Source organism: Microbulbifer bruguierae (genome assembly GCF_029869925.1).
GTDB classification, from domain to species: domain Bacteria; phylum Pseudomonadota; class Gammaproteobacteria; order Pseudomonadales; family Cellvibrionaceae; genus Microbulbifer; species Microbulbifer bruguierae.
On sequence record NZ_CP118605.1, the window covers coordinates 1925350 to 1949984 of the forward strand.

19 protein-coding genes and 5 tRNA genes are annotated in these 24635 nt (G+C 58.5%); 1 reads left to right on the forward strand and 23 read right to left on the reverse strand.

What is annotated here, in order from left to right; genetic code table 11:
- Nucleotides 1–114: 114 nt before the first annotated feature.
- The 20 genes from rpoB to PVT68_RS08380 form a co-directional block, all read right to left on the reverse strand.
- Nucleotides 115–4188: a DNA-directed RNA polymerase subunit beta gene (gene rpoB / locus PVT68_RS08285; protein WP_280322262.1), complete on the reverse strand. Its 4074-nt coding sequence runs from the start codon at nucleotides 4186–4188 to the stop codon at nucleotides 115–117.
- Nucleotides 4189–4482: 294 nt separating this feature from the next.
- The gene (gene rplL / locus PVT68_RS08290; RefSeq protein WP_280322263.1) at nucleotides 4483–4845 is read right to left on the reverse strand and encodes a 50S ribosomal protein L7/L12; all 363 of its coding nucleotides are present in this window, start codon (nucleotides 4843–4845) and stop codon (nucleotides 4483–4485) included.
- A 97-nt stretch (nucleotides 4846–4942) separates the two neighbouring features.
- Nucleotides 4943–5437 (reverse strand): 50S ribosomal protein L10, encoded by a 495-nt coding sequence (gene rplJ / locus PVT68_RS08295; RefSeq protein WP_280322264.1) that lies wholly within the window; start codon nucleotides 5435–5437, stop codon nucleotides 4943–4945.
- 280 nt (nucleotides 5438–5717) lie between these two features.
- The gene (gene rplA / locus PVT68_RS08300; RefSeq protein ID WP_280322265.1) at nucleotides 5718–6416 is read right to left on the reverse strand and encodes a 50S ribosomal protein L1; all 699 of its coding nucleotides are present in this window, start codon (nucleotides 6414–6416) and stop codon (nucleotides 5718–5720) included.
- Nucleotides 6417–6848, reverse strand: coding sequence for a 50S ribosomal protein L11 (gene rplK / locus PVT68_RS08305; RefSeq protein ID WP_280322266.1), 432 nt, complete (start codon nucleotides 6846–6848; stop codon nucleotides 6417–6419).
- Nucleotides 6849–7026: 178 nt separating this feature from the next.
- The gene (gene nusG, locus PVT68_RS08310; RefSeq protein ID WP_077406736.1) at nucleotides 7027–7560 is read right to left on the reverse strand and encodes a transcription termination/antitermination protein NusG; all 534 of its coding nucleotides are present in this window, start codon (nucleotides 7558–7560) and stop codon (nucleotides 7027–7029) included.
- 10 nt (nucleotides 7561–7570) lie between these two features.
- Entirely contained in the window at nucleotides 7571–7939 is a 369-nt protein-coding gene (gene secE, locus PVT68_RS08315) for a preprotein translocase subunit SecE (RefSeq protein ID WP_280322267.1), read from the reverse strand.
- Between the two features lie 117 nt (nucleotides 7940–8056).
- A tRNA-Trp gene (locus PVT68_RS08320) sits at nucleotides 8057–8132 on the reverse strand.
- 122 nt (nucleotides 8133–8254) lie between these two features.
- Nucleotides 8255–9448, reverse strand: coding sequence for an elongation factor Tu (gene tuf / locus PVT68_RS08325; protein ID WP_280322258.1), 1194 nt, complete (start codon nucleotides 9446–9448; stop codon nucleotides 8255–8257).
- 172 nt (nucleotides 9449–9620) lie between these two features.
- Nucleotides 9621–9695 (reverse strand) — tRNA-Thr (locus PVT68_RS08330).
- Between the two features lie 110 nt (nucleotides 9696–9805).
- A tRNA-Gly gene (locus PVT68_RS08335) sits at nucleotides 9806–9879 on the reverse strand.
- An 80-nt stretch (nucleotides 9880–9959) separates the two neighbouring features.
- Nucleotides 9960–10043, reverse strand: a tRNA-Tyr gene (locus PVT68_RS08340).
- A gap of 110 nt (nucleotides 10044–10153) precedes the next feature.
- A tRNA-Thr gene (locus tag PVT68_RS08345) sits at nucleotides 10154–10229 on the reverse strand.
- Nucleotides 10230–10369: 140 nt separating this feature from the next.
- Entirely contained in the window at nucleotides 10370–11113 is a 744-nt protein-coding gene (locus PVT68_RS08350) for an SPOR domain-containing protein (protein WP_280322268.1), read from the reverse strand.
- Nucleotides 11114–11168: 55 nt separating this feature from the next.
- Nucleotides 11169–11972 carry a type III pantothenate kinase gene (locus PVT68_RS08355; RefSeq protein ID WP_280322269.1) on the reverse strand — a complete coding sequence of 268 codons (804 nt, stop codon included), beginning with the start codon at nucleotides 11970–11972 and terminating at the stop codon, nucleotides 11169–11171.
- A complete protein-coding gene (birA, locus tag PVT68_RS08360; RefSeq protein ID WP_280322270.1) occupies nucleotides 11962–13002 on the reverse strand; it encodes a bifunctional biotin--[acetyl-CoA-carboxylase] ligase/biotin operon repressor BirA in 1041 nt (346 codons plus the stop codon). The genes PVT68_RS08355 and birA overlap by 11 nt, the downstream gene beginning before the upstream one ends.
- A gap of 36 nt (nucleotides 13003–13038) precedes the next feature.
- Entirely contained in the window at nucleotides 13039–14169 is a 1131-nt protein-coding gene (gene alr, locus PVT68_RS08365; RefSeq protein ID WP_280322271.1) for an alanine racemase, read from the reverse strand.
- Between the two features lie 30 nt (nucleotides 14170–14199).
- Nucleotides 14200–15402: an ABC transporter permease gene (locus tag PVT68_RS08370; protein WP_280322272.1), complete on the reverse strand. Its 1203-nt coding sequence runs from the start codon at nucleotides 15400–15402 to the stop codon at nucleotides 14200–14202.
- Nucleotides 15399–16148 carry an ABC transporter ATP-binding protein gene (locus PVT68_RS08375; protein ID WP_280322273.1) on the reverse strand — a complete coding sequence of 250 codons (750 nt, stop codon included), beginning with the start codon at nucleotides 16146–16148 and terminating at the stop codon, nucleotides 15399–15401. The genes PVT68_RS08370 and PVT68_RS08375 overlap by 4 nt, the downstream gene beginning before the upstream one ends.
- The gene (locus PVT68_RS08380) at nucleotides 16145–17671 is read right to left on the reverse strand and encodes an alpha/beta hydrolase (protein WP_280322274.1); all 1527 of its coding nucleotides are present in this window, start codon (nucleotides 17669–17671) and stop codon (nucleotides 16145–16147) included. Before PVT68_RS08380 ends, PVT68_RS08375 begins: the two co-directional genes overlap by 4 nt.
- Nucleotides 17672–17825: 154 nt before the next feature.
- Between PVT68_RS08380 and PVT68_RS08385 the strand changes: the two genes are divergently transcribed.
- A complete protein-coding gene (locus PVT68_RS08385) occupies nucleotides 17826–18782 on the forward strand; it encodes a hypothetical protein (RefSeq protein WP_280322276.1) in 957 nt (318 codons plus the stop codon).
- Between the two features lie 120 nt (nucleotides 18783–18902).
- On the opposite strand, the gene PVT68_RS08390 is transcribed toward PVT68_RS08385, so the two are convergent.
- From PVT68_RS08390 to PVT68_RS08400, 3 genes are all read right to left on the reverse strand, one after another.
- Nucleotides 18903–19817 carry an aldo/keto reductase gene (locus PVT68_RS08390; protein ID WP_280322278.1) on the reverse strand — a complete coding sequence of 305 codons (915 nt, stop codon included), beginning with the start codon at nucleotides 19815–19817 and terminating at the stop codon, nucleotides 18903–18905.
- 95 nt (nucleotides 19818–19912) lie between these two features.
- Nucleotides 19913–21856 carry a phytase gene (locus PVT68_RS08395; protein ID WP_280322279.1) on the reverse strand — a complete coding sequence of 648 codons (1944 nt, stop codon included), beginning with the start codon at nucleotides 21854–21856 and terminating at the stop codon, nucleotides 19913–19915.
- Nucleotides 21857–22030: 174 nt separating this feature from the next.
- Nucleotides 22031–24622, reverse strand: a complete 2592-nt coding sequence (locus tag PVT68_RS08400; RefSeq protein WP_280322280.1) for a TonB-dependent receptor — start codon at nucleotides 24620–24622, stop codon at nucleotides 22031–22033.
- Between the last annotated feature and the right edge of the window lie 13 nt (nucleotides 24623–24635).

The window sequence follows — 24635 nt, forward strand, 5'->3', positions numbered from 1 at the left end:
TGGTCAACCCGGCCATCACTTCTCGGGGCCGGGAAGGCCGGCAGAATCGATATTCTGCCGGCACTTTCAACAGTTCGCCTGCAAGCAGGCTCCTACACCTATTACCTTCCGGTCTTACTCGTTTTCCAGCTCGAAGTTCATACCCAGCGAGCGGATTTCCTTGACCAGTACGTTGAAGGATTCGGGCATGCCCGGCTCCATGCGGTGGTCGCCGTCCACGATGTTTTTGTACATCTTGGTACGACCTTCCACGTCATCGGACTTGACCGTGAGCATTTCCTGCAGGGTGTAGGCGGCACCGTAAGCTTCCAGTGCCCACACCTCCATCTCACCGAAACGCTGACCACCGAACTGCGCCTTACCACCCAGCGGCTGCTGGGTAACCAGGCTGTAGGAACCGGTAGAACGCGCGTGCATCTTGTCGTCTACCAGGTGGTTCAGCTTCAGCATGTACATGTAGCCCACGGTAACCGGACGCTCGAACGCGTCGCCGGTACGGCCGTCGAACAGGGTGATCTGACCGGAATCCGGGATATCCGCCAGACGCAGCAGCTTCTTGATCTCGGGCTCTGCCGCACCATCGAACACCGGAGTCGCCATGGGTACACCGCGACGCAGGTTTTCGGCCATTGCCAGAACTTCCTGGTCGGTGAGCTCGTTCAGATCCTCAACACGGCCAGCGGTGGAGTTGTAGACCTCTTCCAGGAAGCCCCGCACTTTGGCTGCTTCCTGCTTTTCCTTGACCATGCGATCAATCTTCACGCCGAGGCCCTTGGCTGCCATGCCCAGGTGCATTTCCAGTACCTGGCCGACGTTCATCCGCGACGGTACACCCAGCGGGTTCAGAACCACATCTACCGGGTCGCCGTTTTCGTCGTACGGCATATCTTCGACCGGCTTGATCACGGAGATAACACCTTTGTTACCGTGACGGCCGGCCATTTTGTCACCGGGCTGGATACGACGTTTGATCGCCAGGTACACCTTGACGATTTTCAGCACGCCGGGCGCCAGATCGTCGCCGGATTCCAGTTTTTTCTTCTTGTCTTCGAAGGCTTCGTCGAGCAGCTTGCGGCGCTCTTTCAGCTGGGCTTCGGCTTTTTCCAACTGCTCATTCAGGCTCTCTTCCGCCATGCGCAGTTTGAACCAGTCTTCGCGCGGCAGCGCGGACAGGATTTCAGCGTTCAGCACGTCGCCTTTCTTGACGCCCTTACCGCCGGCAACGGCCTGGCCTTCCAGTGCGGCAGCCAGACGCTCGAAGGTAGCGCCTTCAACGATGCGGTATTCCTCATTGAGATCCTTGCGCACTTCGTCCAGCTGGGCTTTCTCGATGGCGAGAGAGCGCTGGTCTTTCTGCAGACCGTCGCGGGTGAACACCTGTACGTCGATCACGGTACCGCGAGTGCCGGAAGGCGCGCGCAGAGAAGTATCTTTTACGTCGGACGCCTTCTCACCAAAGATCGCACGCAGTAGCTTCTCTTCCGGGGTCAGCTGGGCTTCGCCTTTCGGCGTTACCTTGCCCACCAGGATATCGCCGGCACCCACTTCCGCACCGATATACACGATGCCGGACTCGTCCAGCTTATTCAGCGCAGACTCACCCACGTTGGGGATATCCGCGGTGATTTCCTCGCTGCCCAGCTTGGTGTCACGGGCAATACAGGTCAGCTCCTGGATGTGGATGGTGGTGAAGCGATCTTCCTGAACTACACGCTCGGACACGAGGATGGAGTCCTCGAAGTTGTAGCCGTTCCAGGGCATGAACGCGATGCGCATGTTCTGGCCCAGGGCCAGCTCGCCCAGGTCAACGGACGGGCCGTCGGCCAGGATATCGCCACGCTCAACCACATCACCGGTCTTCACGATCGGGCGCTGGTTGATACAGGTATTCTGGTTGGAACGGGTGTATTTGGTAAGACCGTACAGGTCTACACCGGCGTCACCAGCTTCCACTTCGTCGTCGCGTACGCGTACAACTACACGGCTGGCATCGACACGCTCGATCACACCACCGCGCTTCGCTACCACACATACACCGGAGTCGCGCGCTACGGTACGCTCCATACCGGTACCTACCAGCGGCTTCTCGGCACGCAGGGTCGGAACCGCCTGACGCTGCATGTTGGAACCCATGAGTGCACGGTTGGCGTCATCGTGTTCCAGGAACGGAATCATTGCCGCGGCCACGGACACTACCTGACGGGCGGACACGTCCATGTACTGGATTTCGTCCGGGGTCTTCAGGGTGAATTCGTACTGGTAACGCACGCTGACCAGGTCATCGGTAAAACGACCGTTCTCATCAACTGCTGCAGACGCCTGTGCAACCACGTAATTGGCTTCGTTGATCGCAGACAGATATTCGATCTGGTCAGTTACCTGACCGTCCACTACCTTGCGGTACGGGCTTTCCAGGAAGCCGTAGTGGTTGGCGCGGGCGTAGGTCGCCAGCGAGTTGATCAGACCGATGTTCGGACCTTCCGGGGTTTCGATCGGACACACGCGACCGTAGTGGGTCGGGTGCACGTCGCGCACTTCGAAGCCCGCGCGCTCGCGAGTCAGACCACCCGGGCCAAGCGCGGACACACGGCGCTTGTGGGTCACTTCCGACAGCGGGTTGTTCTGGTCCATAAACTGGGACAGCTGGGAAGAGCCAAAGAACTCTTTCACCGCGGCAGCCACCGGCTTGGCGTTGATCAGATCCTGTGGCATCAGGCCTTCGGATTCCGCCATGGACAGACGCTCTTTCACCGCGCGCTCTACACGCACCAGGCCGACGCGGAACTGGTTTTCCGCCATCTCACCCACGGAACGTACACGACGGTTACCCAGGTGGTCGATATCGTCCACCATACCGCGACCGTTGCGGATCTCGATCAGGGTTTTCAGAACATCAACGATGTCTTCCTTGCTGAGGGTACCCTGGCCGGTCTCGTCTTCACGACCCAGACGACGGTTGAACTTCATGCGACCAACCGCGGACAGATCGTAGCGCTCGTCGGAGAAGAACAGGTTCTCGAACAGGGACTCCGCAGACTCCTTGGTGGGCGGCTCGCCCGGGCGCATCATGCGGTAGATTTCTACCAGCGCTTCCAGCTGGGTGCGGGAAGGATCGGCACGCAGGGTGTCGGACACGAACGGACCACAGTCCAGGTCGTTGGTGTACAGGGTCTCGAACTGTTGGATGTTCAGGACACGCAGCTTGTTGACGACCTCATCGGTAATTTCGGTATTACATTCGATGGCCACTTCACCAGTGGACTCGTCGATGATGTCGTGCGCCAGTACCCGACCATTGGCGTAGGTAACCGGCGCTTCCAGAGTTTCCACGCCGGCTTTTTCCAGCTGACGGATGTGGCGCGGAGTGATACGGCGGCCTTCCTCAACGATGACCTTGCCCTTGTCGTCTTTGATATCGAAAGAGGCAACATCACCACGCAGGCGCGACGGGATCAGTTTCAGGCTGACGGTTTCGTTGTTCAGGGTGAAATTGCTGGTTTCGAAGAACATTTCCAGCATTTCCTGGGAGCTGAAACCCAGGGCGCGCAGCAGGATAGTCGCCGGCAGTTTGCGGCGACGGTCGATACGTACGTAAACCAGATCTTTCGGGTCGAACTCGAAGTCGAGCCATGAACCGCGGTAAGGGATTACCCGCGCAGCGTACAGCAGCTTACCGGAAGAGTGGGTCTTGCCTTTGTCGTGATCGAAGAATACACCCGGGGAGCGGTGCAGCTGGGACACGATCACGCGCTCGGTACCGTTAATTACGAAGGTACCGTTCTCGGTCATGAGCGGAATTTCGCCCATGTAGACTTCCTGCTCCTTGATGTCCTTGATGGACTTATTCGCAGATTCTTTATCGTAAATGATCAGACGCACACGCACGCGCAGCGGGCAGGCGTAGGTAACACCGCGCAGGGTACATTCCTTGACATCGAAGGCGGGTTTGCCGAGGGTATAGCTCACGTACTCTAGAGCGGCATTGCCAGAGTAGCTGACTATTGGAAATACTGACTTGAACGCCGCTTGCAGACCGACATCCAGCCGCTCGTCAGGGCGCTTGTCAGCCTGTGTGAAATTGCGATAAGAATCGAGCTGTATCGCAAGCAGGAAAGGCACATCCATGACCTTAGGCAGTTTGCCAAAATCCTTGCGGATACGTTTTTTCTCAGTGTATGAGTAAGCCATTCATATTCCCCAGCTTGATCGGTGACAAGACTTCAGTCGGGTTGCGGTCAGTAGCCTGACGATACGCAACCCATCCGGGCGAGAAGTCTCTGCACAATGCAGCGGCTTTGCACTACGCTTTTTACAGGCGGTCATAAAACGAACTGCCCTGTGCACAAACCTCTCGAACCCTTTTGCGACTTGGCGGACAAAACCACCATCCCGCAAACGGCAAAAAGGCCGGCGGACAAACGTCCACCAGCCTTGCCGTCGCTGAACAAAAAACATCCAACGACGGTAGCTTGTAGATCCGAATTACTTCAGTTCTACGGTAGCGCCAGCTTCTTCCAGCTCTTTCTTCGCTGCTTCGGCTTCTTCTTTGGTAGCGCCTTCTTTCAGCGGGCTCGGAGCGCCGTCTACCAGAGCTTTGGCTTCTTTCAGACCCAGACCAGTGATACCGCGAACAACCTTGATCACGTTCACTTTCTTGTCGCCTGCAGAGGTCAGAACAACGTCGAAAGAGTCTTTCTCTTCAGCAGCTTCAGCAGCAGCCGGTGCAGCAGCTGCTACCGCTGCAGTTACGCCGAACTTCTCTTCCATAGCTTCGATCAGCTCAACAACGTCCTTAACGGACATTTCAGCGATCGCATTGATGATATCTTCTTTAGTCAGAGACATGAGTTAGTACCTGATTTCGTGTGAGCAGCAAACTGCTCGACTATTCATTAATAAAAAGAGTATTTGAAAAAACTGCCGCTTCGCAATTGCGAAACGATTAAGCAGCTTCTTGCTCTTTTTGGTCGCGAACGGCCGCAATAGTGCGAACCAGTTTGCCAGCAGAGGCTTCTTTCAAGACGCTCATCAGCTTGGCGATTGCTTCGTCGTACGTCGGCAGGCTTGCCAACAGTGCAACGTCAGTCGCTACGCCTTCGAAGGCGGCACCTTTCAGTTCCAGCTTGTCATTCTTCTTCGCGAACTCTTTCAGGATGCGCGCGCCGGCACCCGGGTGTTCGTTGGAGAAGGCAATAATGCTGGGACCGACGAATTTCTCAAGGAGACATTCGAATTCGGTACCGGCCAGAGCGCGACGCGCCAGAGTATTGCGGACGACTTTTAACCAAACGCCGTTCTCGCGAGCCTCTTTGCGCAGGGCTGTCATGTCATTCACGGTTACGCCACGGGAATCCGCAACCACCGCAGACAGAGCACCCTCAGCAGCCTGCTGGACTTCCGCGACAATCGCTTTCTTGTCTACGAGTCCAATAGCCATAGTGTCACTCCTGGATTTGAAAAAAGATCGGGACATCATGAACCCGATCCGTTCCGGTGCTTAAAGCTCAAATCCAGTAAAAAATACTGGTTTGGGCACACCGTCTGCGTAGGCTCGCTCTCGTCAATGACCAGCCTGGCCTGAGAGCGGATTAAGCAGCGGGCATTTAAACCTCAAACACCCGCTACACCTACGGTCTTTGACGGCCCGCCGCCCTGCCAAAGCAGTGCGGCGAACCCCAAAGTTCTTTTTACTGAACGCCAATAACCTTCCTAGAAAGTTATTTAACGTCCAGAGAAGCCTGGTCGATGGTCAGACCCGGGCCCATAGTGGTGCTCAGGGTGATCTTTTTCAGATACACACCTTTTGCAGAAGCCGGCTTGACCTTCTTCAGGTCAGCAACCAGTGCTTCCAGGTTTTCTTTCAGAGCATTCACGTCGAAAGAAACCTTGCCGATACCACCGTGGATGATACCGCCCTTGTCAGCGCGGAAACGCACCTGACCAGCTTTGGCATTCTTAACCGCAGTCACAACGTCTGGAGTTACGGTGCCGGTTTTCGGGTTCGGCATCAGGCCGCGCGGACCGAGGATCTGGCCCAGCTGGCCGACAACGCGCATCGCGTCCGGAGAGGCGATAACCACGTCGAAATCCATCTTGCCAGCTTTCACTTCAGCAGCCAGCTCGTCCATACCTACCAGCTCAGCGCCCGCTTCTTTCGCAGCTTCCGCGTTGGCGCCCTGGGTAAATACCGCGACACGTACGTCTTTACCGTTGCCGTGGGGCAGAGTGGTTGCTCCGCGAACAGCCTGGTCAGATTTACGCGGGTCGATACCCAGATTGATAGCTGCGTCGACAGTCTCGGCGAACTTGACGTTGGAGATCTCTTTCAGCAGGGCTACGGCTTCATCGATACCGTAAGCTTTGCCCGCTTCCAGTTTTTCAGCGATAGCGCGCTGACGCTTGGTCAATTTGGCCACTTACAGACCCTCCACTTCGATACCGGCACTGCGTGCGGAACCAGCGATGGTGCGCACAGCTGCTTCCAGGTCGGATGCAGTCAGGTCTGCCTTTTTGATTTCCACGATCTCTTCGATCTGAGCGCGGGTTACTTTACCGACTTTCTCAGTGTTCGGACGACCGGAACCGCTCTTGATCTTGGCAGCCTTGCGCAGCAGAACCGCGGCGGGCGGAGACTTCATGATGAAGGTGAAGGAGCGATCGCTGTATACAGAGATCACAACCGGTACCGGCAGGCCCGGCTCCATACCCTGAGTCTGTGCGTTGAACGCCTTACAGAACTCCATGATATTCACACCGTGCTGACCCAGTGCAGGGCCGACGGGCGGGCTCGGGTTGGCCTGACCGGCCTTAACTTGCAGCTTGATGTAAGCTTCTACTTTCTTAGCCATTACAGCTTCCTCTTTAACTGGGTGCTAACGCCTGCGCTGTACACTCATACAAACGTGCAGCGCTCAGCTCCCCTGTTTGCCCTGTAGCCGAACCCCGCGAAGGGATACTTGGTTTCCAGGGACGCGAAAGCCCCCTTCCGCAAACCGCGAAAGAGGGCCGAATCCTTTCAGCTCGAAATCAGCTCTTTTCTACCTGACTGAATTCCAGCTCTACCGGAGTGGAGCGACCGAAGATCAACACTGCCACCCGCAGGCGACTCTTCTCGTAGTTGACTTCTTCGACCACACCATTGAAATCATTAAACGGACCGTCGATAACACGTACCATCTCGCCCGGCTCAAACAGAGTCTTGGGCTTGGGCTTATCGACAGAGTCATCGATGCGATTCAGGATCGCCTGAGCTTCGCGATCGGTAATCGGCGCCGGTTTGTCCGCCTTACCACCGATAAAGCCCAGCACGCGCGGTGTCTCTTTCACCAGGTGCCAGGTATCGTCATTCAGCTCCATCTCCACCAGCACATAGCCGGGGAAAAACTTGCGCTCACTCTTGCGCTTCTGGCCGGCACGCATCTCCACCACCTCTTCCGTGGGGACAAGCACTTCACCAAACAGGTGATCCATTTCGTGCAGCTCAATGCGCTCCTTCAGAGAAGTCTTTACACGCTTCTCATAACCGGAGTAAGCCTGAACCACGTACCAATGCTTTGCCATGGATTAACCTTTAGCCAATAATCTTGGAAGCGGCCCAGCCGAGACCGGAATCCAGCGCCCACAGAATGACCGCCATCAACAGTACAAACACCACCACAATCAAGGTGGTCTGAGTAGCTTCCTGACGGCTCGGCCATACTACCCGGCGCACCTCATTCTGAGCTTCCCGCAACAGATTCCAGAAGGCATTACCCTTCTCGGTTTGCACTGCAACAAACGCTGCCATCAGGCAAAGCGCAACAATTGCCAGCACACGATACAACAGGGGAATTTCGGCGTAGTAGGAATTGCCTGCTACGGCACCGCCGACGAGCAGCGCAACCAGCAGCCACTTCAGGCCGTCAAGACGAAAGGTTTTCGCCTCTACTTTAGCATTCATACATTGAAGCCTTTAGCGCGCCTGGATACCGCAAGGCGCCTTAATTGCCAACGACCGCAAAGAGCGACAGCAGTACAGGATAGCCCAACTGCAGGCCCCTTGCGGGCATCTTGAAGTTGGCAGGCCAGGAGGGACTCGAACCCCCAACACCCGGTTTTGGAGACCGGTGCTCTACCAATTGAACTACTGGCCTGGAACACTTCCGAAAGTAATCTGCGCCACTTCCGGAAAAAATGAGGGGCGGATCATACCACCCACCCCAGCATTTGCAAGCGCGACCTTCCGTTCAAATGAAGATCGCACTCGATACATCGATTACTCGACGATCTTGGCTACCACGCCAGCACCAACGGTACGGCCACCTTCGCGAATCGCGAAGCGCAGACCTTCTTCCATCGCGATCGGCGCGATCAGGGTAACAACCATCTGTACGTTGTCGCCCGGCATTACCATCTCGGTACCTTCCGGCAGTTCACACGCACCCGTTACGTCGGTGGTACGGAAGTAGAACTGAGGACGGTAGCCTTTGAAGAACGGGGTGTGACGACCACCTTCGTCCTTGGACAGTACGTACACTTCCGCTTCGAACTTGGTGTGCGGAGTGATGGAACCCGGCTTGGCCAGTACCTGACCACGCTCTACTTCGTCACGCTTGGTGCCGCGCAGCAGGGCGCCGATGTTCTCACCAGCACGGCCTTCGTCCAGCAGCTTGCGGAACATTTCCACACCGGTACAGGTGGTGGTGGTGGTTTCTTTGATACCAACGATCTGGATTTCGTCACCAGTCTTGACGATACCACGCTCTACACGGCCGGTTACTACGGTACCGCGACCAGAGATGGAGAATACGTCTTCGATCGGCATCAGGAACGGCTTGTCGATAGCGCGCTCCGGCTCAGGAATGTAAGAATCCAGAGTCTCAACCAGCTTCTTAACAGCAGTGGTACCCAGCTCGTTGTCGTCTTCGCCGTTCAGCGCCATCAGAGCAGAACCAACGATGATCGGGGTGTCGTCACCCGGGAACTCGTACTGGTCCAGAAGTTCGCGAACTTCCATTTCTACCAGTTCCAGCAGCTCTTCGTCGTCAACCATGTCGGCTTTGTTCAGGAATACCACGATGTACGGTACACCTACCTGACGGGACAGCAGGATGTGCTCACGAGTCTGCGGCATGGGGCCGTCTGCTGCGGAACATACCAGGATAGCGCCGTCCATCTGGGCAGCACCGGTGATCATGTTCTTAACGTAGTCGGCGTGTCCCGGGCAGTCTACGTGCGCGTAGTGGCGAGTCGGGGACTCGTACTCTACGTGAGAGGTAGAGATGGTGATACCGCGCTCACGCTCTTCCGGTGCATTGTCGATACCGTCAAAGGCAACAGCGGAGCCGCCCCATACTTCCGCACATACGCGAGTCAGCGCAGCGGTCAGGGTGGTTTTACCGTGGTCAACGTGACCGATGGTGCCCACGTTTACGTGGGGCTTGGAACGTTCAAACTTTTCTTTTGCCATTGCAGGCCTCCCAATATAAGCGTGAGCCGAACTAGCGACTTTACGTAAGAACGGCTCCCGCACACTCACAAACAAGAGGCGGCTCGGGAGCCATCGTACCCAGGCCCGCCTAACGGCAAAAAAGCCAGATACAAATAGCCGCGGAGACACAGGTCACCGCGGCCACGAAAAATGGAGCTCATGGGCGGATTTGAACCGCCGACCTCACCCTTACCAAGGGTGTGCTCTACCCCTGAGCTACATGAGCTTACTCCGACATCGATAGCGAACTACCGACTGCAAGCGGGGCTGCCTGCATATGCACTCTTGCGAGTGACTTAACAATCAAACCTAACCGACCAGGCTCCGCACAAAAAATGGAGCGGGCAGCGGGAATCGAACCCGCATCATCAGCTTGGAAGGCTGAGGTTCTACCATTGAACTATGCCCGCGCAATCGCGTGCGTTACCTCCAAGCAGAAGACCAAACAACCTCTTCTACTTTCGATGCCAGCACACCGGCATCTGAATAATGGTGCAGGGGGGTGGATTCGAACCACCGAAGCTTGCGCGTCAGATTTACAGTCTGATCCCTTTGGCCACTCGGGAACCCCTGCCCGATTGCGGTGCGTATTCTCTACAGCAAACCGCTGACTGTCAACAATTTTTCTTTCAAATTCACACACTTAGCAGATTTTCTTGACCAAGCAGTGAAGCGAGAAAGAAATGGAGCTGGCGAGAGGAGTCGAACCCCCGACCGGCTGATTACAAGTCAGCTGCTCTACCAACTGAGCTACGCCAGCACCTCCAGAAACTTTTTCAGCTCCCGCCACTTCCGGGTTGTTAACACCCCCTGAAGTGGAGGCGGGATTCTAGGGGAAGAGAACTCGACAAGCAACAGCCTATTGTCGTTTTTCTTCACCTCCATACTGGATTTCGGATTTTACGGATTTTCCGTTGCGCGAATTTCGCTGCACAGGTTCTGGCGGCGACCAATATCCGGGTAATCCAACTGTAATTGCTGCCAGAATGCGTCGGCAATCTGGCGCTCACCACCACCCTCCACAACGACCCAACGTTCTAGATACGTCTGCGGCTCCTCGCGATACTCAGCGGCAAAGCCGCGCTGCTGGAGATCCGCAGTCATCGCCTTGGCCCGGTCCATTTCAGAAAAGATGCCGAAAGAGATTCCATTTTCCAGCGAGCCCTTGGGAATCACGTAACTGTCGACGCCCGCAGCCTGCAACTCACGCAATTTCCTGAACGCCTCCTGGGAGGAGTTCAACGGAGCCAGGTACACCCAGTAGCGCATCTGTCCCTGCATTTCGATTTCCCGCAAGGCAGCTTCGACATCCAGCGCCTGCAGACGCTGGGCGACATCCTCCCCCTGATATCCCTCAGCAAACGGACCGACCATCGTGCACAGACCACCGGCCGGGCGTTTATCCTCCGCGCCATCACCCGGCTTCTCCTCCACAACCGGGGCTTCCCCGCTCCTCCCACGGCTATTTTTGGCTTTCGCGGGGGCCAACTGTCCTGGCCCAGCTTCACCGACGAGAGTGATACCAGGCACCCTGTCGTCATCGATTGCCGGCGCAGAGACCACCGCGGGATTGCGCCCGGAAGTCAGAAACCATCCAAGCAGGGCGAGATTGGCCACCACCAGGAAAAGAAAGATCCAACGCATAAGGTTCAATACCTTCCTCTTTCAGCCGCATTTATTTCAGCCGCACAAAATATTTTCAGGGATTGGTGAATGCCAACCCCTCCATGACCAGATCTTCGACTAACTGGCTCGGACGGTCACACAGGGATGCCATCAGCGCGCCATCGCCGCCGGTCATCCACAACCTCGGTGTGGGCAACCCGGTGAGCACACATTGGTGTGCGAGATAGTCGTAAGCGCGCTCGATGGCACCGAGTACCATCATCGGCAACCCCCGATTGACCGCATCCGCGGTGTTTTCACCGGGCGCCAGCGACATCCGCTCAGCGAATGCAGACTCGACCTTCACTGCATCGGTATCGCTGTAGAGCGCGCGGCGCATCAACCCCAACCCCGGAACGATGTAACCGCCCAGATGCCGGCCGTCGCCGCCGAGCAGATCCAGAGTCACGGCACTGCCGCAGTCCACCACCAATGCCGGACCAGGATCGCGATGGTGGACGGCGACAACGGCCAGCCAGCGATCCACCCCGAGTCGATGTACCTCCTCGTAGGCGCAGTGTACGCCGGCACACTCGGCGGTTACCCGTGCAAACTCCACATCTGCACACAGTTGCTGACGCAAACAGGTGGAAATCTTCCGCTCCACCTCACTGCCCGCCACATTGGCCACCCGCACTCTCGGCTGCGGATGAAGAAACCAGGCCGCGGGCAAGACATCTCTTTCCCACCAGGGTCCACGGGCGAGGGCCCCGCGCTCGACGACAGAAAACCCTCCCGAGCGATCCTTTGAAGGCGCCAGCAAGCGCCATTTACAGCGGGTGTTGCCCTGGTCCAGTTCTAGAATTGCCGGCATATCCCGCTCCACGTCACTGACCATCGCTGCCTGCCGGACGCAGAGATACCTCGCCGCCATGGAAACTGCGGCGCTCGCCATCGACGTCCAGCAGCAGTGCGCCGCTGCGATCTACACCGCGACCAATACCACACCAGCGCTGCTGTCCCGAGTGAACACACACCTCGGCGCCGGCAAACTGGTCCAGCGCCAACCAGGACTCCCGCCAGTCGGCAAATCCGCCCCCGGGGTAGGCCGCCAACAGCGGCAGCAACTCGTCCAGCATCGCCGCCACCAGCGCATTGCGGGAAATACCCGGGCGCACGGCGGCAAGATCAATCCACGGTTGATCAATGGCGTCCGCAGCGGCCGCCGGCAGGCGCATATTCAGGCCGATACCAATGACCACAGCGCAGCGGTCTGTCAAGTCACCACTCAATTCCAGCAGCACACCTGCCAGCTTGCGCCCGCGACACCAGACATCATTGGGCCACTTCAGGCGCACATCGGGGACTTCGAAGCGCGCCAACGCACGCGCTACAGCCACCCCCACCGCGAGGCTGAGCCCCTCGAGCAGCTGGACACCGCCACTGAAGCGCCAGCCGATGGAAATACTGATACCAGAAGCGAAAGGGCTCGCCCAGCTGCGGCCGCGACGACCGCGCCCGGCAGTCTGCTGTTCCGCCAGGACCACCAGACCATGCCCACCACCGTCCTCGAGGTTGGAAAGAACGCGGGCATTGGTGGAATCCAGCTGATCGAATATCTGCAGGTCCGCCATCAGACCCGATGCCTCGCCGCCCAATTGCCGGGTAATTTCGCCGGATTCCAAAAGATCGAGTCCACCCCTGAGCCGATAGCCGCGTCCTTTTACGGATTCAACTTCCAACCCCAGGGGTTCCAGCTTGTGCAATTGTTTCCATACCGCTGCGCGACTGACCCCGAGCAGCTCGCCGAGCGTCTCCCCTGAATGCACTTCGCCATCAGCCAGCAGCAGCAACAGCGGCCGTAACGCTTCCACAGCGACAGCAGCTGCCGCTGCGGGGACTTGTTCGTAGGATTTGCGCGTGGCCAAGTTAAGCGAACTCCGAGTAAACGATTCTGCAAGAGGTCAAAGGTAGCGCCGGCTGTAACGGCGCCCGAGTGAAGTGAGAATTTCATAGCCGATGGTGCCGGCGGCGGCACCCATATCGTCCACCGTCACCGAATCACCCAGCAACTCGATCACCTCCAGGCGCGCGCGCTGGGCCTCGCTGAGCGCGGAAATATCAAACACCGTCGTATCCATGGAGACACGCCCCATCATCGGCACCACAACCCGCTCATCGCCGGCCAGTGCCACACCGCAACCGCGGCCGCTCTGGGCGCGCAGTATACCGTCCGCATAGCCCCCTCTCACCACCGCCAGCCAGCTACCCGCCGCGGCGAATTGCGTCGCGCCGTAACCGACTGCGCTGTCATGGGAAACCCGGCGCAATTGCAGTACCGGCAGCCGCAGGCTCACCACAGGCCGCATCGGGTTGGGCTCGCTGGGGGTCGGGTTCACTCCGTAGAGTGCGCACCCTGGACGTACCAGGTCAAAATGATAGGCTTCACCAAGACAGATAGCGGATGAATTGGCAAAACTAGCCGGTAACTGCGGACATATCCGGCGCAACTGGGCCAGTGCACCAGTAAATGTGGCGAGCTGGGCATCATTCTGTGCATGTCCATTTTCATCGGCACAGGCCAGGTGACTGAGCACCAGTTGCAGGTTCGCTCGCTGTAGCAACGCTGGTTGCGCCAGCAATTCCGCGAGCTCCTCTGTCCCCATCCCCAGGCGCGTCATTCCCGAGTCCAGCTTGAGTGCCGAGGGGGCAGCCAGACCGCCGCCGTCGAGTTCCCCGGTGGCTTCAATCCACCGCTGCACCTGCGCGGGAGTCACCAGAACGGGAATCAAGCCCGCTTCGGCACAGGCGCGCTCACAGCCCCTGCGCACCCCGGTAAGCAGGAAAATACGCACGTCTTCCGGCAAGAGGGCGCGCAGCTGCTCACCCTCTTGCCGGGTCGCGGCAAAAAAAGTCCGGCAACCGACCCGGTACAGAACCGGCGCCACCTTGGCAGCACCGAGGCCATAGGCATCGGCCTTCACCACTGCGCCGCACTCGCTGCCATTTTTCAGGCGCGCGCGCATACGCGTGTAATTCTCAGCAATGGCACCCAGATCAATGGTGAGCAGCCCTTCGCCCTCGTAATCCGACATTGTCAAAATCTACTCGCTTATTCCTGCCGCTTATCCGGCGGACAACAAACTTTCCCGGCGCAGCGCGCGCGCACCGGTTACTACCGCCGCAACCACCAGCACCAGGGTGATGGCAGACCCGGCCAGTGCCCACAGAGGTGACACCGAATCACCGATCAACAGTGCCTTGAGCCACTGCTGATGACCGACCAGGGGCAACAATTGCCAGCTTCCTGTGAGACTGACCTGCGCCATGTCCAGTGCCATTAACAGAAGCAGCGGCGCTATCTGGAAAATACTCAGTTGGGTTTGCGCATCCTTGAATGACCTGGAGCGCAGTGCCAGCAATATCTGCAGCACCGCCACCAGCAATGCCAGTGGCAACAACAGCAATCCCATACTCAACACACCGACCGGAGTAGTGTCCTGCTTGATGCCGAGCTCTGCCAGCGGCATGGTGGGCATCAACAGTACCAGTGCGCCGATCGCCAGCACGGATCCGATCCAGCCGAGGCTCGCCACCGCAAACATTTTGGCGGTAATAATCTGCCATGGCGGCAGTGGCTGCAGCAGCAGGGTTTCCATGCTCAGGCGCTCGCGCTCGCCCGCGGAAGTATCCACGGATGTAGCCAGGCTGGCCACGAATAGCGTCAACACCAGCAGCCCTGGCACCATCGCCAGTAACAAGGCGCCGCGGCTCGAAGGAGTGCTCACATCTCGCACTTCCAGCTGCCAGGGTGCCAGCAACCCCGCTCCCACGCCCCGTGCGACCAGGCGCTGTGTCACCACCATCTGCTGCAGCGCGGCAAGCCGTTCCTGCACCTGGCGCTGAGCGCGACCGGCCTCTCTGCTCGAACTATCCAGATACAGGTACAGCTGCGGTGCACGGAATTCCTGATAGCGCTCGACAAAGCCCTCGCTGACGGACAGCACCAGGTGATAGCCCTGCGCCAGCAACTCGCGGGGCTCCCCCGCTTCCAGGCGCTCTACTTCCAGGCCCGGCCCACGCAGTCGTTCCAGCAGCAGCGGCGCGCGCTCCCCGCCGAGAATCGCAACCCTGGAGGTTTCTTCGATCTGCTTCTTGATCATGAAGGTTGCACCGCCGGCCATCATCACTGGAAACAGCAGCGCAAAGCTCACCGCCATAATCAGCGCGCGACGGTCGCGCCAGGCTTCCAGGAATTCTTTGCGCAACAGCGGCACAATCAGTCCCAGCTCGGCGATCCACCGGCCTTTTTCCCTGACACGACTCATGCTGGCACCCCCTGTGGCTGCACGGGACTCTGGCCATACGCCAGCGCAACAAAACTGTCTTCGAGAGTGTCACACCCGCTCTGCTGCGCCAGCTCCGCGGGAGTACCACGTCCGACAATGCGACCGGCAGACATCACCAGAATGGCGTCTGACAGTTCCGCCACCTCCGGCATGACATGACTGGAAAACACGATAGCGGTTCCGGCGGCTCGCAGACGCAGCAGGGTTTTGCGCAACAGGCGCACGGCCAGCACATCCAGCCCCCGGGTGGGCTCATCCAGAATCAGGTGTTGGGGACGATGCACCAGAGCCCGGGCGAGGGATACCTTCATCCGTTCGCCCTGGGAAAAACCTGCCACACGGCGCTGCCACAGGGACTCCAGTTCCAGCTCGGCACACACGGCCTCCAGCGCCGTGTTCAGTTCCGCCCCTACAAGCCCCTGCATCTGCGCAAAGATTTTCAAATATTCAGCCACGGTCAGGCGTTCATACAGCCCCTCGCGGTCTCCCACCACGCCCAGTTGTCGCCGCGCACCCCGAGGATCCCGGGCCGGGTCGACACCGCCCACCAACACGCGCCCGGATTCCGCCCGCAGCAGCCCGCAGACGATGCGCAGACAACTGGTTTTACCCGCGCCGTTGGCACCGAGCAGTGCGGTGATGCGACCGTCCGGAACGTCAAAACTCAGATCCTGCAATACCGGCTTGCCGGCAAAGGATTTACGAATATTTTCCACACGAATCACTGGGCAGCATCTCCTTTGTCGGCCAGCTGTTTCCCGGCGCTGTCTTTATCAGCCACTTGATGCTCCCCATCAGGATGATCACCGCCTTGCGCCATCAATGTCGGCACCGCCAGCGCCGGCCCGTAGGCCGCCGCCATAAACGGCGGCCGGCGTATCTCCGCCACGCAACCGGCGTCGAGCGGCTGCTCCGGTGTATCGAGGAAATCCCTGATCAGGTCCGGAATACAGCCGCGGGGCGTATTGATATGTCCACCGCCGTTTACGATCAGATGCTGGCGATTTTGCAGGTAGCCCAACGCCTGTTCCGCATACTGTGGCGGGGTTATGGGATCGGCACTGCCACTGATCAACAGCACCGGATGCGCGCGGGGTTCGCTGCGAGCGTATGGCCGCGGCGGCACCGACCAGGACGCGCACCCCTGTACAAACACGCGGATAAAGCCGTCGCCGAGAAAGGTATTCGCACCATCGGCCGCAATCTCCTGCGGGGTAATCCGGTTCAACTCTTCGGCACAGGCAACAGAAAAGGTCAGGCCCATCGCCATGCTGCCTTCCATCTGCGCAAACAGCCCGACAATCCCCGCCAGCGGCGAAAGGTTGCCGCTGCTGGCCTGGTGAATGGCAAAGGGCAGCTGTGCCGCCGCCGCGGGGTCATACAGGGCCGCGCGTACGGCATTGGCCAGCATCCAGGCCTCAACCGGCTGCTCTACTCGCCGGCCGGTGAACGGATCGGGAAAATTGCTCGCCTGAATATCACTCCAGCTGGCCAGCAACCGGTCCATATCACCGCGCCAGTCCCCAAAACCGGCGCAAACGGCATCCGCTGCACAGTCGCGCTGCAATTGCTGCAATGCGGCCTCGGCTTTCTGCGCGGAGAGAAACACCTTGCTCTCGATCGGCGCCACCCCGTCCAGCACCAGACTCTGCAGGGATTCCGGGTGCCACTGCTGATACAGCAGCGCGGTGCGGGTTCCCCAGGAACCGCCCCACAGGGAAATTTTTTCGTGCCCCAGAGCCACCCTCACCTGCTCCAGATCATTGACCGCCTGGCGGCTGTTGAGGGTCTGGGGACGTTCAGGATTCTGCGCGTAGCAGTTCGCCAGCAATTGTGAAAACTCTGACGGGTCAGAGGGAGGCTCGGCTTTGATGCCGCAGTCGAACACATCGGAGCGACCGGCCCCTCGGCGGTCCACCAAAACGATATCCCGCTCGCGATTGATTTTCTGCAACGGGTGCAGCAATCGCGCGAGATCGCTGGCTGCCTGCCCCGGACCACCGGCCAGCAGGTACAGCGGCTCTTTCTCGCTTCCGGCAAGCGCCGGCGCCACCAGTACCGAAAGCGCGATTTTTTCGTGCTCCGGCCCATCGGCGACGTCGACCTGATGACAGTTCAGGGCGTTAGGCCAGCCATCGATAAAACAGGGTTCAGCAAGCGGCAGCTGCCGCGCCGGTTCAGCCTGCACAAGTTGCGCCCCACTCCCCAATACCGCAAGCAGAGCGAGTAAATGTATCCTTACGTTCACACTTTCTCCCGAAGATTCGCCATAAGCTTACGCAGTCTACCGAAGTTTCCCCGCCACCGCTGCCGACGAATTCCACATAGCCATAGCGCCCCATCACGCACAGTGATAAGGTTTGCGGTCCGTTGGTTCCGCACAATTTCCAGACTTCCGATCAATGATCTTTTCAGATAGAGAAAAACAACTAATACGGGCGGCTTTTGCCTGGGGGCAAATCACCCAGAAAGAAGGCTACACCCTGTCTGACCTGGAAATCGAAAAATCGGTTCTCTTCCGCCGCCTGCTGGCCGGCCGGCCGCCCCTGGCATTTCCACCCCCCTTGCGTCACGGCTTCCCCTGGTACGAAGCCATCGAAGGTCGCAGCGAACATGTGGTCAACGCCTCCGAAGCATCCCCCGAGCACAGCATCATTGCCCCCGGCAGCAAGCCGGGGGATACCTGTATCCTGATTGACGGAGCCTTCTGGCGTGTTGCCGAGACAATCCGCGAGCGCGAGGAATATCTGGTGGAATGGGGCGAGTATCCGCTGCAGTGGCGACTGGAGAAGCACTGGGAAGTGAATTACGAGATGACCCAGCAGCTGCACAATTTCCGCAAACATAACCCGGATGCCAACGTAAACCTGGCGAGCCGCAGCGGCCAGCGTGAGTACAGCGAGTTTCGCGTGGATGACGACCAGACGGTGTGGTTGTCCGAGTGGCACCTGACCCGCATCGGTCTGTCGGGCTGGGTGTGGGTAGGCCACACCGTAGAGGCCGAGCCCTCGACACACGAACTGACCCCTCTGTGTCAGGACCAGCAGGGCCCGCTGGTATTGGGGGTTTCCGGCACAGAGCGCGGCCCCGGCTGGCTGCGCATCGAGCAGGTGGGCAGCGATGCCCGCTTTATCAAGCTGGGAGATGAGCTGGAGTACAAGGCTCTGATTGCGTCAGCGGTCACTGAATTCGAGCGCCTGATACACAGTATCGCCGGCAGCGAACTCGAAGTGATGGACCGCCAGGACCACGAACTACTGCGCTGCTACCGCGTGCCCATGCACCTTGCCCCTCTCGAGCAGATCGATCTTGGGGAAGTGAATTACGATCTGGTGCCTGAGAACGCTTACGCTGTGTAACACCTGGGGGATGCGTTTATAGCTATGTATATAGCTTTGTCGCACTTTCAGCGGCAGTGCTTCGGCACCACCGCACCGCCTTACGCCCCCCTTAAAAGAAATTACCACCAGAACCGGAACTCAATCCACATCCCTGCCGCGCCCCGCACGCAACAATTCAAACCAGTCTTCCCGATCCAGTTCCAATTCCACAGCCTCAAGACAAGCAACCAGACGTTCCGGATTACCACTTCCCAATACCGGTACCATCTGCGCCGGGTGTTTCAGTAACCACGCCAACGCCAACTGCATAGCACCCATTTCAGGTCTCAAACCCCGTGCCTCGCAAAGCTGCCGCAAACAATTCCGCACCCGCGACGAGTCCATATCCTCGCCGGCAAACAACCGGCCACCGGCAAATGGCGACCACGCCATGGGAATAATTCGGTGCTGCTGGCAGTGATCCAGCTGACCGTCAAACATCGGCTGCGAGTGCAACAGGGAAACTTCTATCTGATTCGCCACCAACGGCAACGACAGTCGCGACTGCAACAGATCCACCTGTTGCGGCAGGAAATTGGAAACCCCCAAGTGTTTTACCTTGCCCTCAGCCACCAGTTGCTCCAGTACTGCCGCCAGTGTGCCCGCATCCATCAATGGATCCGGCCGGTGCAGCAACAGCAGATCCATCTGCTCCACCCCCATATCCCGCAAACTGGTTTCCACCGCCTTGCGCACGTGCTCCGCGCTGGTGTCGTAGTGATTGATGCGCGCACCAGACACCGCACCGGCGAGGCGAATACTGCACTTGCTCACGATTTCCATACGCGCCCGCAGTTCCGGTTTCAGCTTCAACGCCTCGCCAAAGAACTGCTCACAGCGGTAATCCCCGTAAATATCCGCAAGGTCAAATGTAGTGACGCCGAGATCCAGCATCTGCTCGAACAGAGCAATGCGCTCGCGGGGAGAGTAATTCCAGTCAGTCAGGCGCCAGAGACCAAAGGCGATGCGGGAAAATGAAAACTCGCGAACAAGTGTGGAGGAAACGCGTTGCATAAAAAAATCCGCCGGATCAAAGGATACCGGCGGATTCTCGCATAAATTTCCCGGAGACAAACCCGCCCCCGGGGGGGCAGGACCAGGCCAGGAATCTATTTCAGCTGCAGGGTATCGGCAATATCTGCCCAGGACACCAGCTTGAAGTTCTGGGTTTCGCTCGGCATGCGATTGCGACCGTCCTGCACCACCAGCAGACCCCGCGGGTACTGACTACCGAAGGAAGCGCTGGAGACTTCCAGGCCATCGGTTTCCGAGCTGCCATCCAGATTCTTGTCCAGGTTGATATCCACCCGGAAGTGGCCAACAAACTGGCTGCCGTCGCGGCTGAACAGCGCATAACTGTTATTGCCCTGACTGGAGACCACCAGATAGCTGTTTTCACCAGCGTCCTCATTATTAATGTAGAGGCCCATGCCCTCCACATCCGCGGCCAGGCGCTCGCCATCCACCGGCGCTATCAACTGCGGCCGGGCTTCACCCGCCAGAAAGGCCGCGATATCCAGGCGCCAGATGCCACCATCTTCTTCACCGAAGAACAGCATCTGTTTCTCGTCGTCCACCACACAACCTTCCACCTGGCTCTGCACCGCCAGCTGCGCGACCGGTTGCAGGCGCCAGTCCACGTTGCCCTCACCGGGGAGTATCTGCAGCAGATGCACCGCGCCATCCTTGTCGGACACCCAGGTCATCAGGTCCGCACCGCGGCGGTACACACACAGGCCATAGGGGTCGCCCATGTCCAGGTTGCGCAGCCCCAGGTCCTCGACCTTGCCATCCGCGGTAATACCGAACAGGCTGACACCGGGATCGGTGCGGTTGCTGGCGGCAGCAATCGCGACATATTTACCGTGTTTCATCGGGCGCAGGTCGACATTGTTCACACGTCCAACCGGAAAGTGCTCCAACAGTTTGCCGTTCAGGTTGTAAACACTGAGACCGCTTTTCTTGTCGGTGCCAAGAATCAGGCTGGCAGACGGATTGACCGGATTGACCCAGATCGCCGGATCATCGGCGGCGTCACCCCCGGACTGTACCGGTGCCGTCTGGGCGCTGGCGCGCACTCGCGGGATTTCCACCGCGCCGCGGAAGGCCTGCATTTCTGCCGCAGGCTCGGGCAGGGTTACGGCAAATTGCTGCACGCGATCGCTCTCTTCTTCGAGCGCCAGCAGGGAGCCCTGCTGTACCGCCGCAGACACCGGCTCCATATCCGCCAGGGTTTCAACAAAATGCGGCTGACCGGGATTGTTGATACTGAATGCCAGCACCCGATCGCCAGAAGTCAGCCACAGATTGCCACTGCTGCTGTCCAGCCACAGGCCGCCGAATTCGTTGGCGCCAAGCGCTGCGGAAGTAGCAAAAACCTGGCGGTCTTCATCCATTTCCGCATCGACATTGAGACTCCAGATCCCCAGAGGCGGCTGCGCCACCAGCAGCTTGCCGCTGTGATCGTCCACCGCACAGGAAGAAACCTGCTCGCCGAAATACAGCGGGCGCACGCCGGTAAATTCCCAGGCCTGCTCGCGGGGGTGCACCACGTACTCGTGGCCGAGGCCGTTTTCATCGATTGAGAACAGGTGCGTGCGCTCTGCCTGGCGGGAGAAGCACATGGCGACCTGCGGTGCACTGGTAGCCATGGCGCCGAGATAGCGGATACGCGGGCTGCCCTGCTCCATATCCAGCAGGCGCAATTGCAGCTGACCACTATCTTCGTCATACACAGCCACCAGCCAGCGGTCCTGCTCCAGCTGCTGCAAGGCAAAGCGTTCGACCTTGCCGCCATCCAGCGCCAGTTTTTCCTCACCCGCGGCGTTTACCAGTACCAGGCCGCGCTTTTCGCTGGCCAGCAACAGGTAATCGGTACCGCCCAGCACCAGCGGTGCCAGCTGGCTGGAAATCACATTGCTGAGATCCAGTGCACTCTGAGGAGTCAGGGGTTTGTGCGTCGCTGCGGACTTGTCGATCTGTGGGCCACAGCCACCGAGCGCACCGGCCAGAACCAGCGCAATCGCGGGAAAAATTAATGTTTTACGCGTCATAGTACTCACGCTTTGCAAAGAGTCGATTTGCGGTTTCGACCGCGCCGGGCACCAAAATACGCCCCACCGATGACAAAACCATGTCAAACAGATGACCGCCGAATCCCATGTAAAAAAATAGCAGAAAGCCCGGGCACACCTGCTGCCCGGGCCATCTGCCTGTCAACCCGAAACTCAGAAGCTTGAGTAAGTCAGGCCCAGCACGTAGGAAGTGCCGTACTCCTCATATACACCGTTGTAACCGGAGTTATTGGTGTAGAAGGGCTCATCGGTCAGGTTAACCGCGCTGAAGGACAGCTTCAGGCCGTTGTTGAAGCGGTACTTGGCAGAGAAGTCCACCTGCATATGGTTGTCTTCATACAGGTCGGCGGCTTCGTCTTCCATATTCACTTCCAGCAGGCGTTCGCCTTTGAAGGTGGTGGACAGACGCAGACTCAGGGCATCGCGCTCGTAGCCGACGATGAAGTTACCAACCAGATCCGCTTGTGACGGCAGGCTGATCTTGTCGCTGCGCTCCGCGTCTGCGCCCAGGCCGAGGCTCGCTTCGGAGTCAGTGAAGGTGGCGTTGGCGCGCAGCAGCAGGCCATTGTCAAAGCCCTGGGTCCAGGACAGCTCCGCACCGGTCAGGGTGGCGCTGTCGCCATTGATCGGCAGGTAGATTTCTGCCTCTTCCACCGCCAGAGAGCCTACGTACTGGGACACATCCACAGTACCGGACACATCCGCAGTCACGATGAAGTTATCGATGTTCTTGTGGAATACACCCACAGAGAACATACCCAGCTTGTCGGCGTAGTACTCCACGGAAAAGTCCAGGTTCTGGGCCTCATAGGGATCCAGCGCCGGATTGCCCGCTTCCACTTCCAGCTCGCCTTCGTCGTATTCGATGGCTTCCGGAGACGGATTCAGGTCGCCGAAGGATGGACGCGACAGGGACTCGGTGTAGGCAGCGCGCAGCACGATGTTGTCGGTGTAGTCGTACTTGAAGTTCACACTCGGGAACAGCTTGCTGTACTTGCGATCGAAGTTGACTTCGCTGGCGTAGACATCTTCAGCAATTTCCTCGGCGCCGGGGATGACCTCGGAAGATTCGGCCACACGGTAGCCTTTGGCACTGAAGTCGGTGGTTTCGTAGCGCACACCGTAGACCAGATTGGCGCGACCGAAATCGATGTCGTTCATCAGGTAAAACGCGGAGATATCCTCGTTCATCACGTAGTCACGCGCAGAGCTCAGCGCGGTCTCGGTTTCGTCGACTTCGAAGCTGCTCAGATTCTGGTTGATGAACGCGTTGAGTTTTTCTCTGCTAATGCCCGGGCCGAAGGCGGCGAGGCTGTAATCCACATCGTTCAGAGCAAAGTCCGCGAGCGTGTAATCACCACCGAAATCGCCGTACACGGTGGCATTCAGATCACCGGATTTTTCACGACGGCGCTCGTGCAGACCGAATTTCAGTTCGGACGGGTTACCGGCCACTTCGATATCGCGGCGGATATCGATGCGGAAGCTGATTTCCTCATCTTCGGTGTAGTTGTCTTCGATGACGATTTCATCCAGCTCAAACTGGGAAGCGTCCATGGCCGCGGCGTCGCCGGCAACCAGGGTCGGGATCTCACCGGCGGAGCTATAACCCAGCTCCAGGTCTTTCTGCTCGAAGCCGGTGTCGCGGCGGTGCGGCTCGGCTTCTTCCGCGTGAGAGTAGCCCAGGGAGTATTCGATGCCCCATTCGTCGAGATTGTGTTCACCGCCCACAACCAGTGACAGGATTTCCTGCTCTTCGTAGCGATCCTTCAGAGACTTGTCCAGGGTGGCATCGGACCAGGTCGCGGAATTGGCGCTGATGGTCTGCAGGTCGCCCTTGTCCAGCTTGAATGAGTTACGCTGGCGCTGTTCGGCGTCGGAGAAATCGGAATACAGGGTATGCAGGTAAAGCTGACTGCTGTCGGACACTTTCAGATCGAAGTTGGCGGCCAGGCCAGTGCGCTCACGGGTAATGGTGTAATCGCGCTGTTCGATTTCCGGCGCGCCGACGGCCTCGGTGCCATCTTCCGCTTCCATCATTTCCCATGCGCCGTCGGTTTCAATGTTTTCGGAACCGAACTTGCGCTCCTGGTGGCTGCCGGCGATTGCGACACCCAGCTCGCTGCCACCCAGATCAAAGCGATTGGTGTATTTGCCAGAAATTTTCGGGCTGTTTTCACCCTGTAGATCGTTGTAGCCGTTTTCAATATTGACGCTGTAGGTCTGGCCGTCCTTATCCAGCGCATTGATGCTTTTGATCTCAATGGCGCCACCGATGGAGTCGGCGCTCATATCCGGGGTCAGAGTTTTGAAGACTTCCAGGCTCGCCAGCAGGTCGGACGGAATCACATCCAGTGCCACCGCGCGGCTGTCGGTTTCCGGTGCCGGCAGGCTCATGCCATTGATGGTGGAGGCGTTGAGGTTAGGGTCGATACCGCGCACGCCGACAAATCGGCCTTCACCCTGGTCGCGCGCGATAAATACACCGGCCATACGCTGCAGAGCTTCGGTGACGTTGGCATCCGGCAGTTCGCCGATGGCCTCAGAGGTCTGAACCGCGACCACCTTGTTGGATTCACGCTGGCGCTCGATGTCGCTGCGGGCGTTGGCGGCCTGACCGGTAACCACTATGGTTTCCATCAGTGCGTCCGATTTGACCGCGGCCTCTTCGGCACCGGCATTGATACTGATAATCGCTGCCGCAAGGGGCGCTACCAGTTTGAAAGTGAATGCAGTTTTAGTCATTGCTCCCCGTCCC

What these genes read in the sequence shown, in the direction of transcription:
- tuf (WP_280322258.1), bottom strand. Translation starts at nt 9,448, where the DNA reads ATGGCAAAAGAAAAGTTTGAACGTTCCAAGCCCCACGTAAACGTGGGC.
- PVT68_RS08385 (WP_280322276.1), top strand. Translation starts at nt 17,826, where the DNA reads ATGATCTTTTCAGATAGAGAAAAACAACTAATACGGGCGGCTTTTGCC.
- nusG (WP_077406736.1), bottom strand. Translation starts at nt 7,560, where the DNA reads ATGGCAAAGCATTGGTACGTGGTTCAGGCTTACTCCGGTTATGAGAAG.
- PVT68_RS08350 (WP_280322268.1), bottom strand. Translation starts at nt 11,113, where the DNA reads ATGCGTTGGATCTTTCTTTTCCTGGTGGTGGCCAATCTCGCCCTGCTT.
- PVT68_RS08370 (WP_280322272.1), bottom strand. Translation starts at nt 15,402, where the DNA reads ATGAGTCGTGTCAGGGAAAAAGGCCGGTGGATCGCCGAGCTGGGACTG.
- rplL (WP_280322263.1), bottom strand. Translation starts at nt 4,845, where the DNA reads ATGTCTCTGACTAAAGAAGATATCATCAATGCGATCGCTGAAATGTCC.
- rplK (WP_280322266.1), bottom strand. Translation starts at nt 6,848, where the DNA reads ATGGCTAAGAAAGTAGAAGCTTACATCAAGCTGCAAGTTAAGGCCGGT.
- rplJ (WP_280322264.1), bottom strand. Translation starts at nt 5,437, where the DNA reads ATGGCTATTGGACTCGTAGACAAGAAAGCGATTGTCGCGGAAGTCCAG.
- secE (WP_280322267.1), bottom strand. Translation starts at nt 7,939, where the DNA reads ATGAATGCTAAAGTAGAGGCGAAAACCTTTCGTCTTGACGGCCTGAAG.
- PVT68_RS08355 (WP_280322269.1), bottom strand. Translation starts at nt 11,972, where the DNA reads ATGGTCAGTGACGTGGAGCGGGATATGCCGGCAATTCTAGAACTGGAC.
- PVT68_RS08390 (WP_280322278.1), bottom strand. Translation starts at nt 19,817, where the DNA reads ATGCAACGCGTTTCCTCCACACTTGTTCGCGAGTTTTCATTTTCCCGC.
- rpoB (WP_280322262.1), bottom strand. Translation starts at nt 4,188, where the DNA reads ATGGCTTACTCATACACTGAGAAAAAACGTATCCGCAAGGATTTTGGC.
- PVT68_RS08395 (WP_280322279.1), bottom strand. Translation starts at nt 21,856, where the DNA reads ATGACGCGTAAAACATTAATTTTTCCCGCGATTGCGCTGGTTCTGGCC.
- alr (WP_280322271.1), bottom strand. Translation starts at nt 14,169, where the DNA reads ATGTCGGATTACGAGGGCGAAGGGCTGCTCACCATTGATCTGGGTGCC.
- PVT68_RS08400 (WP_280322280.1), bottom strand. Translation starts at nt 24,622, where the DNA reads ATGACTAAAACTGCATTCACTTTCAAACTGGTAGCGCCCCTTGCGGCA.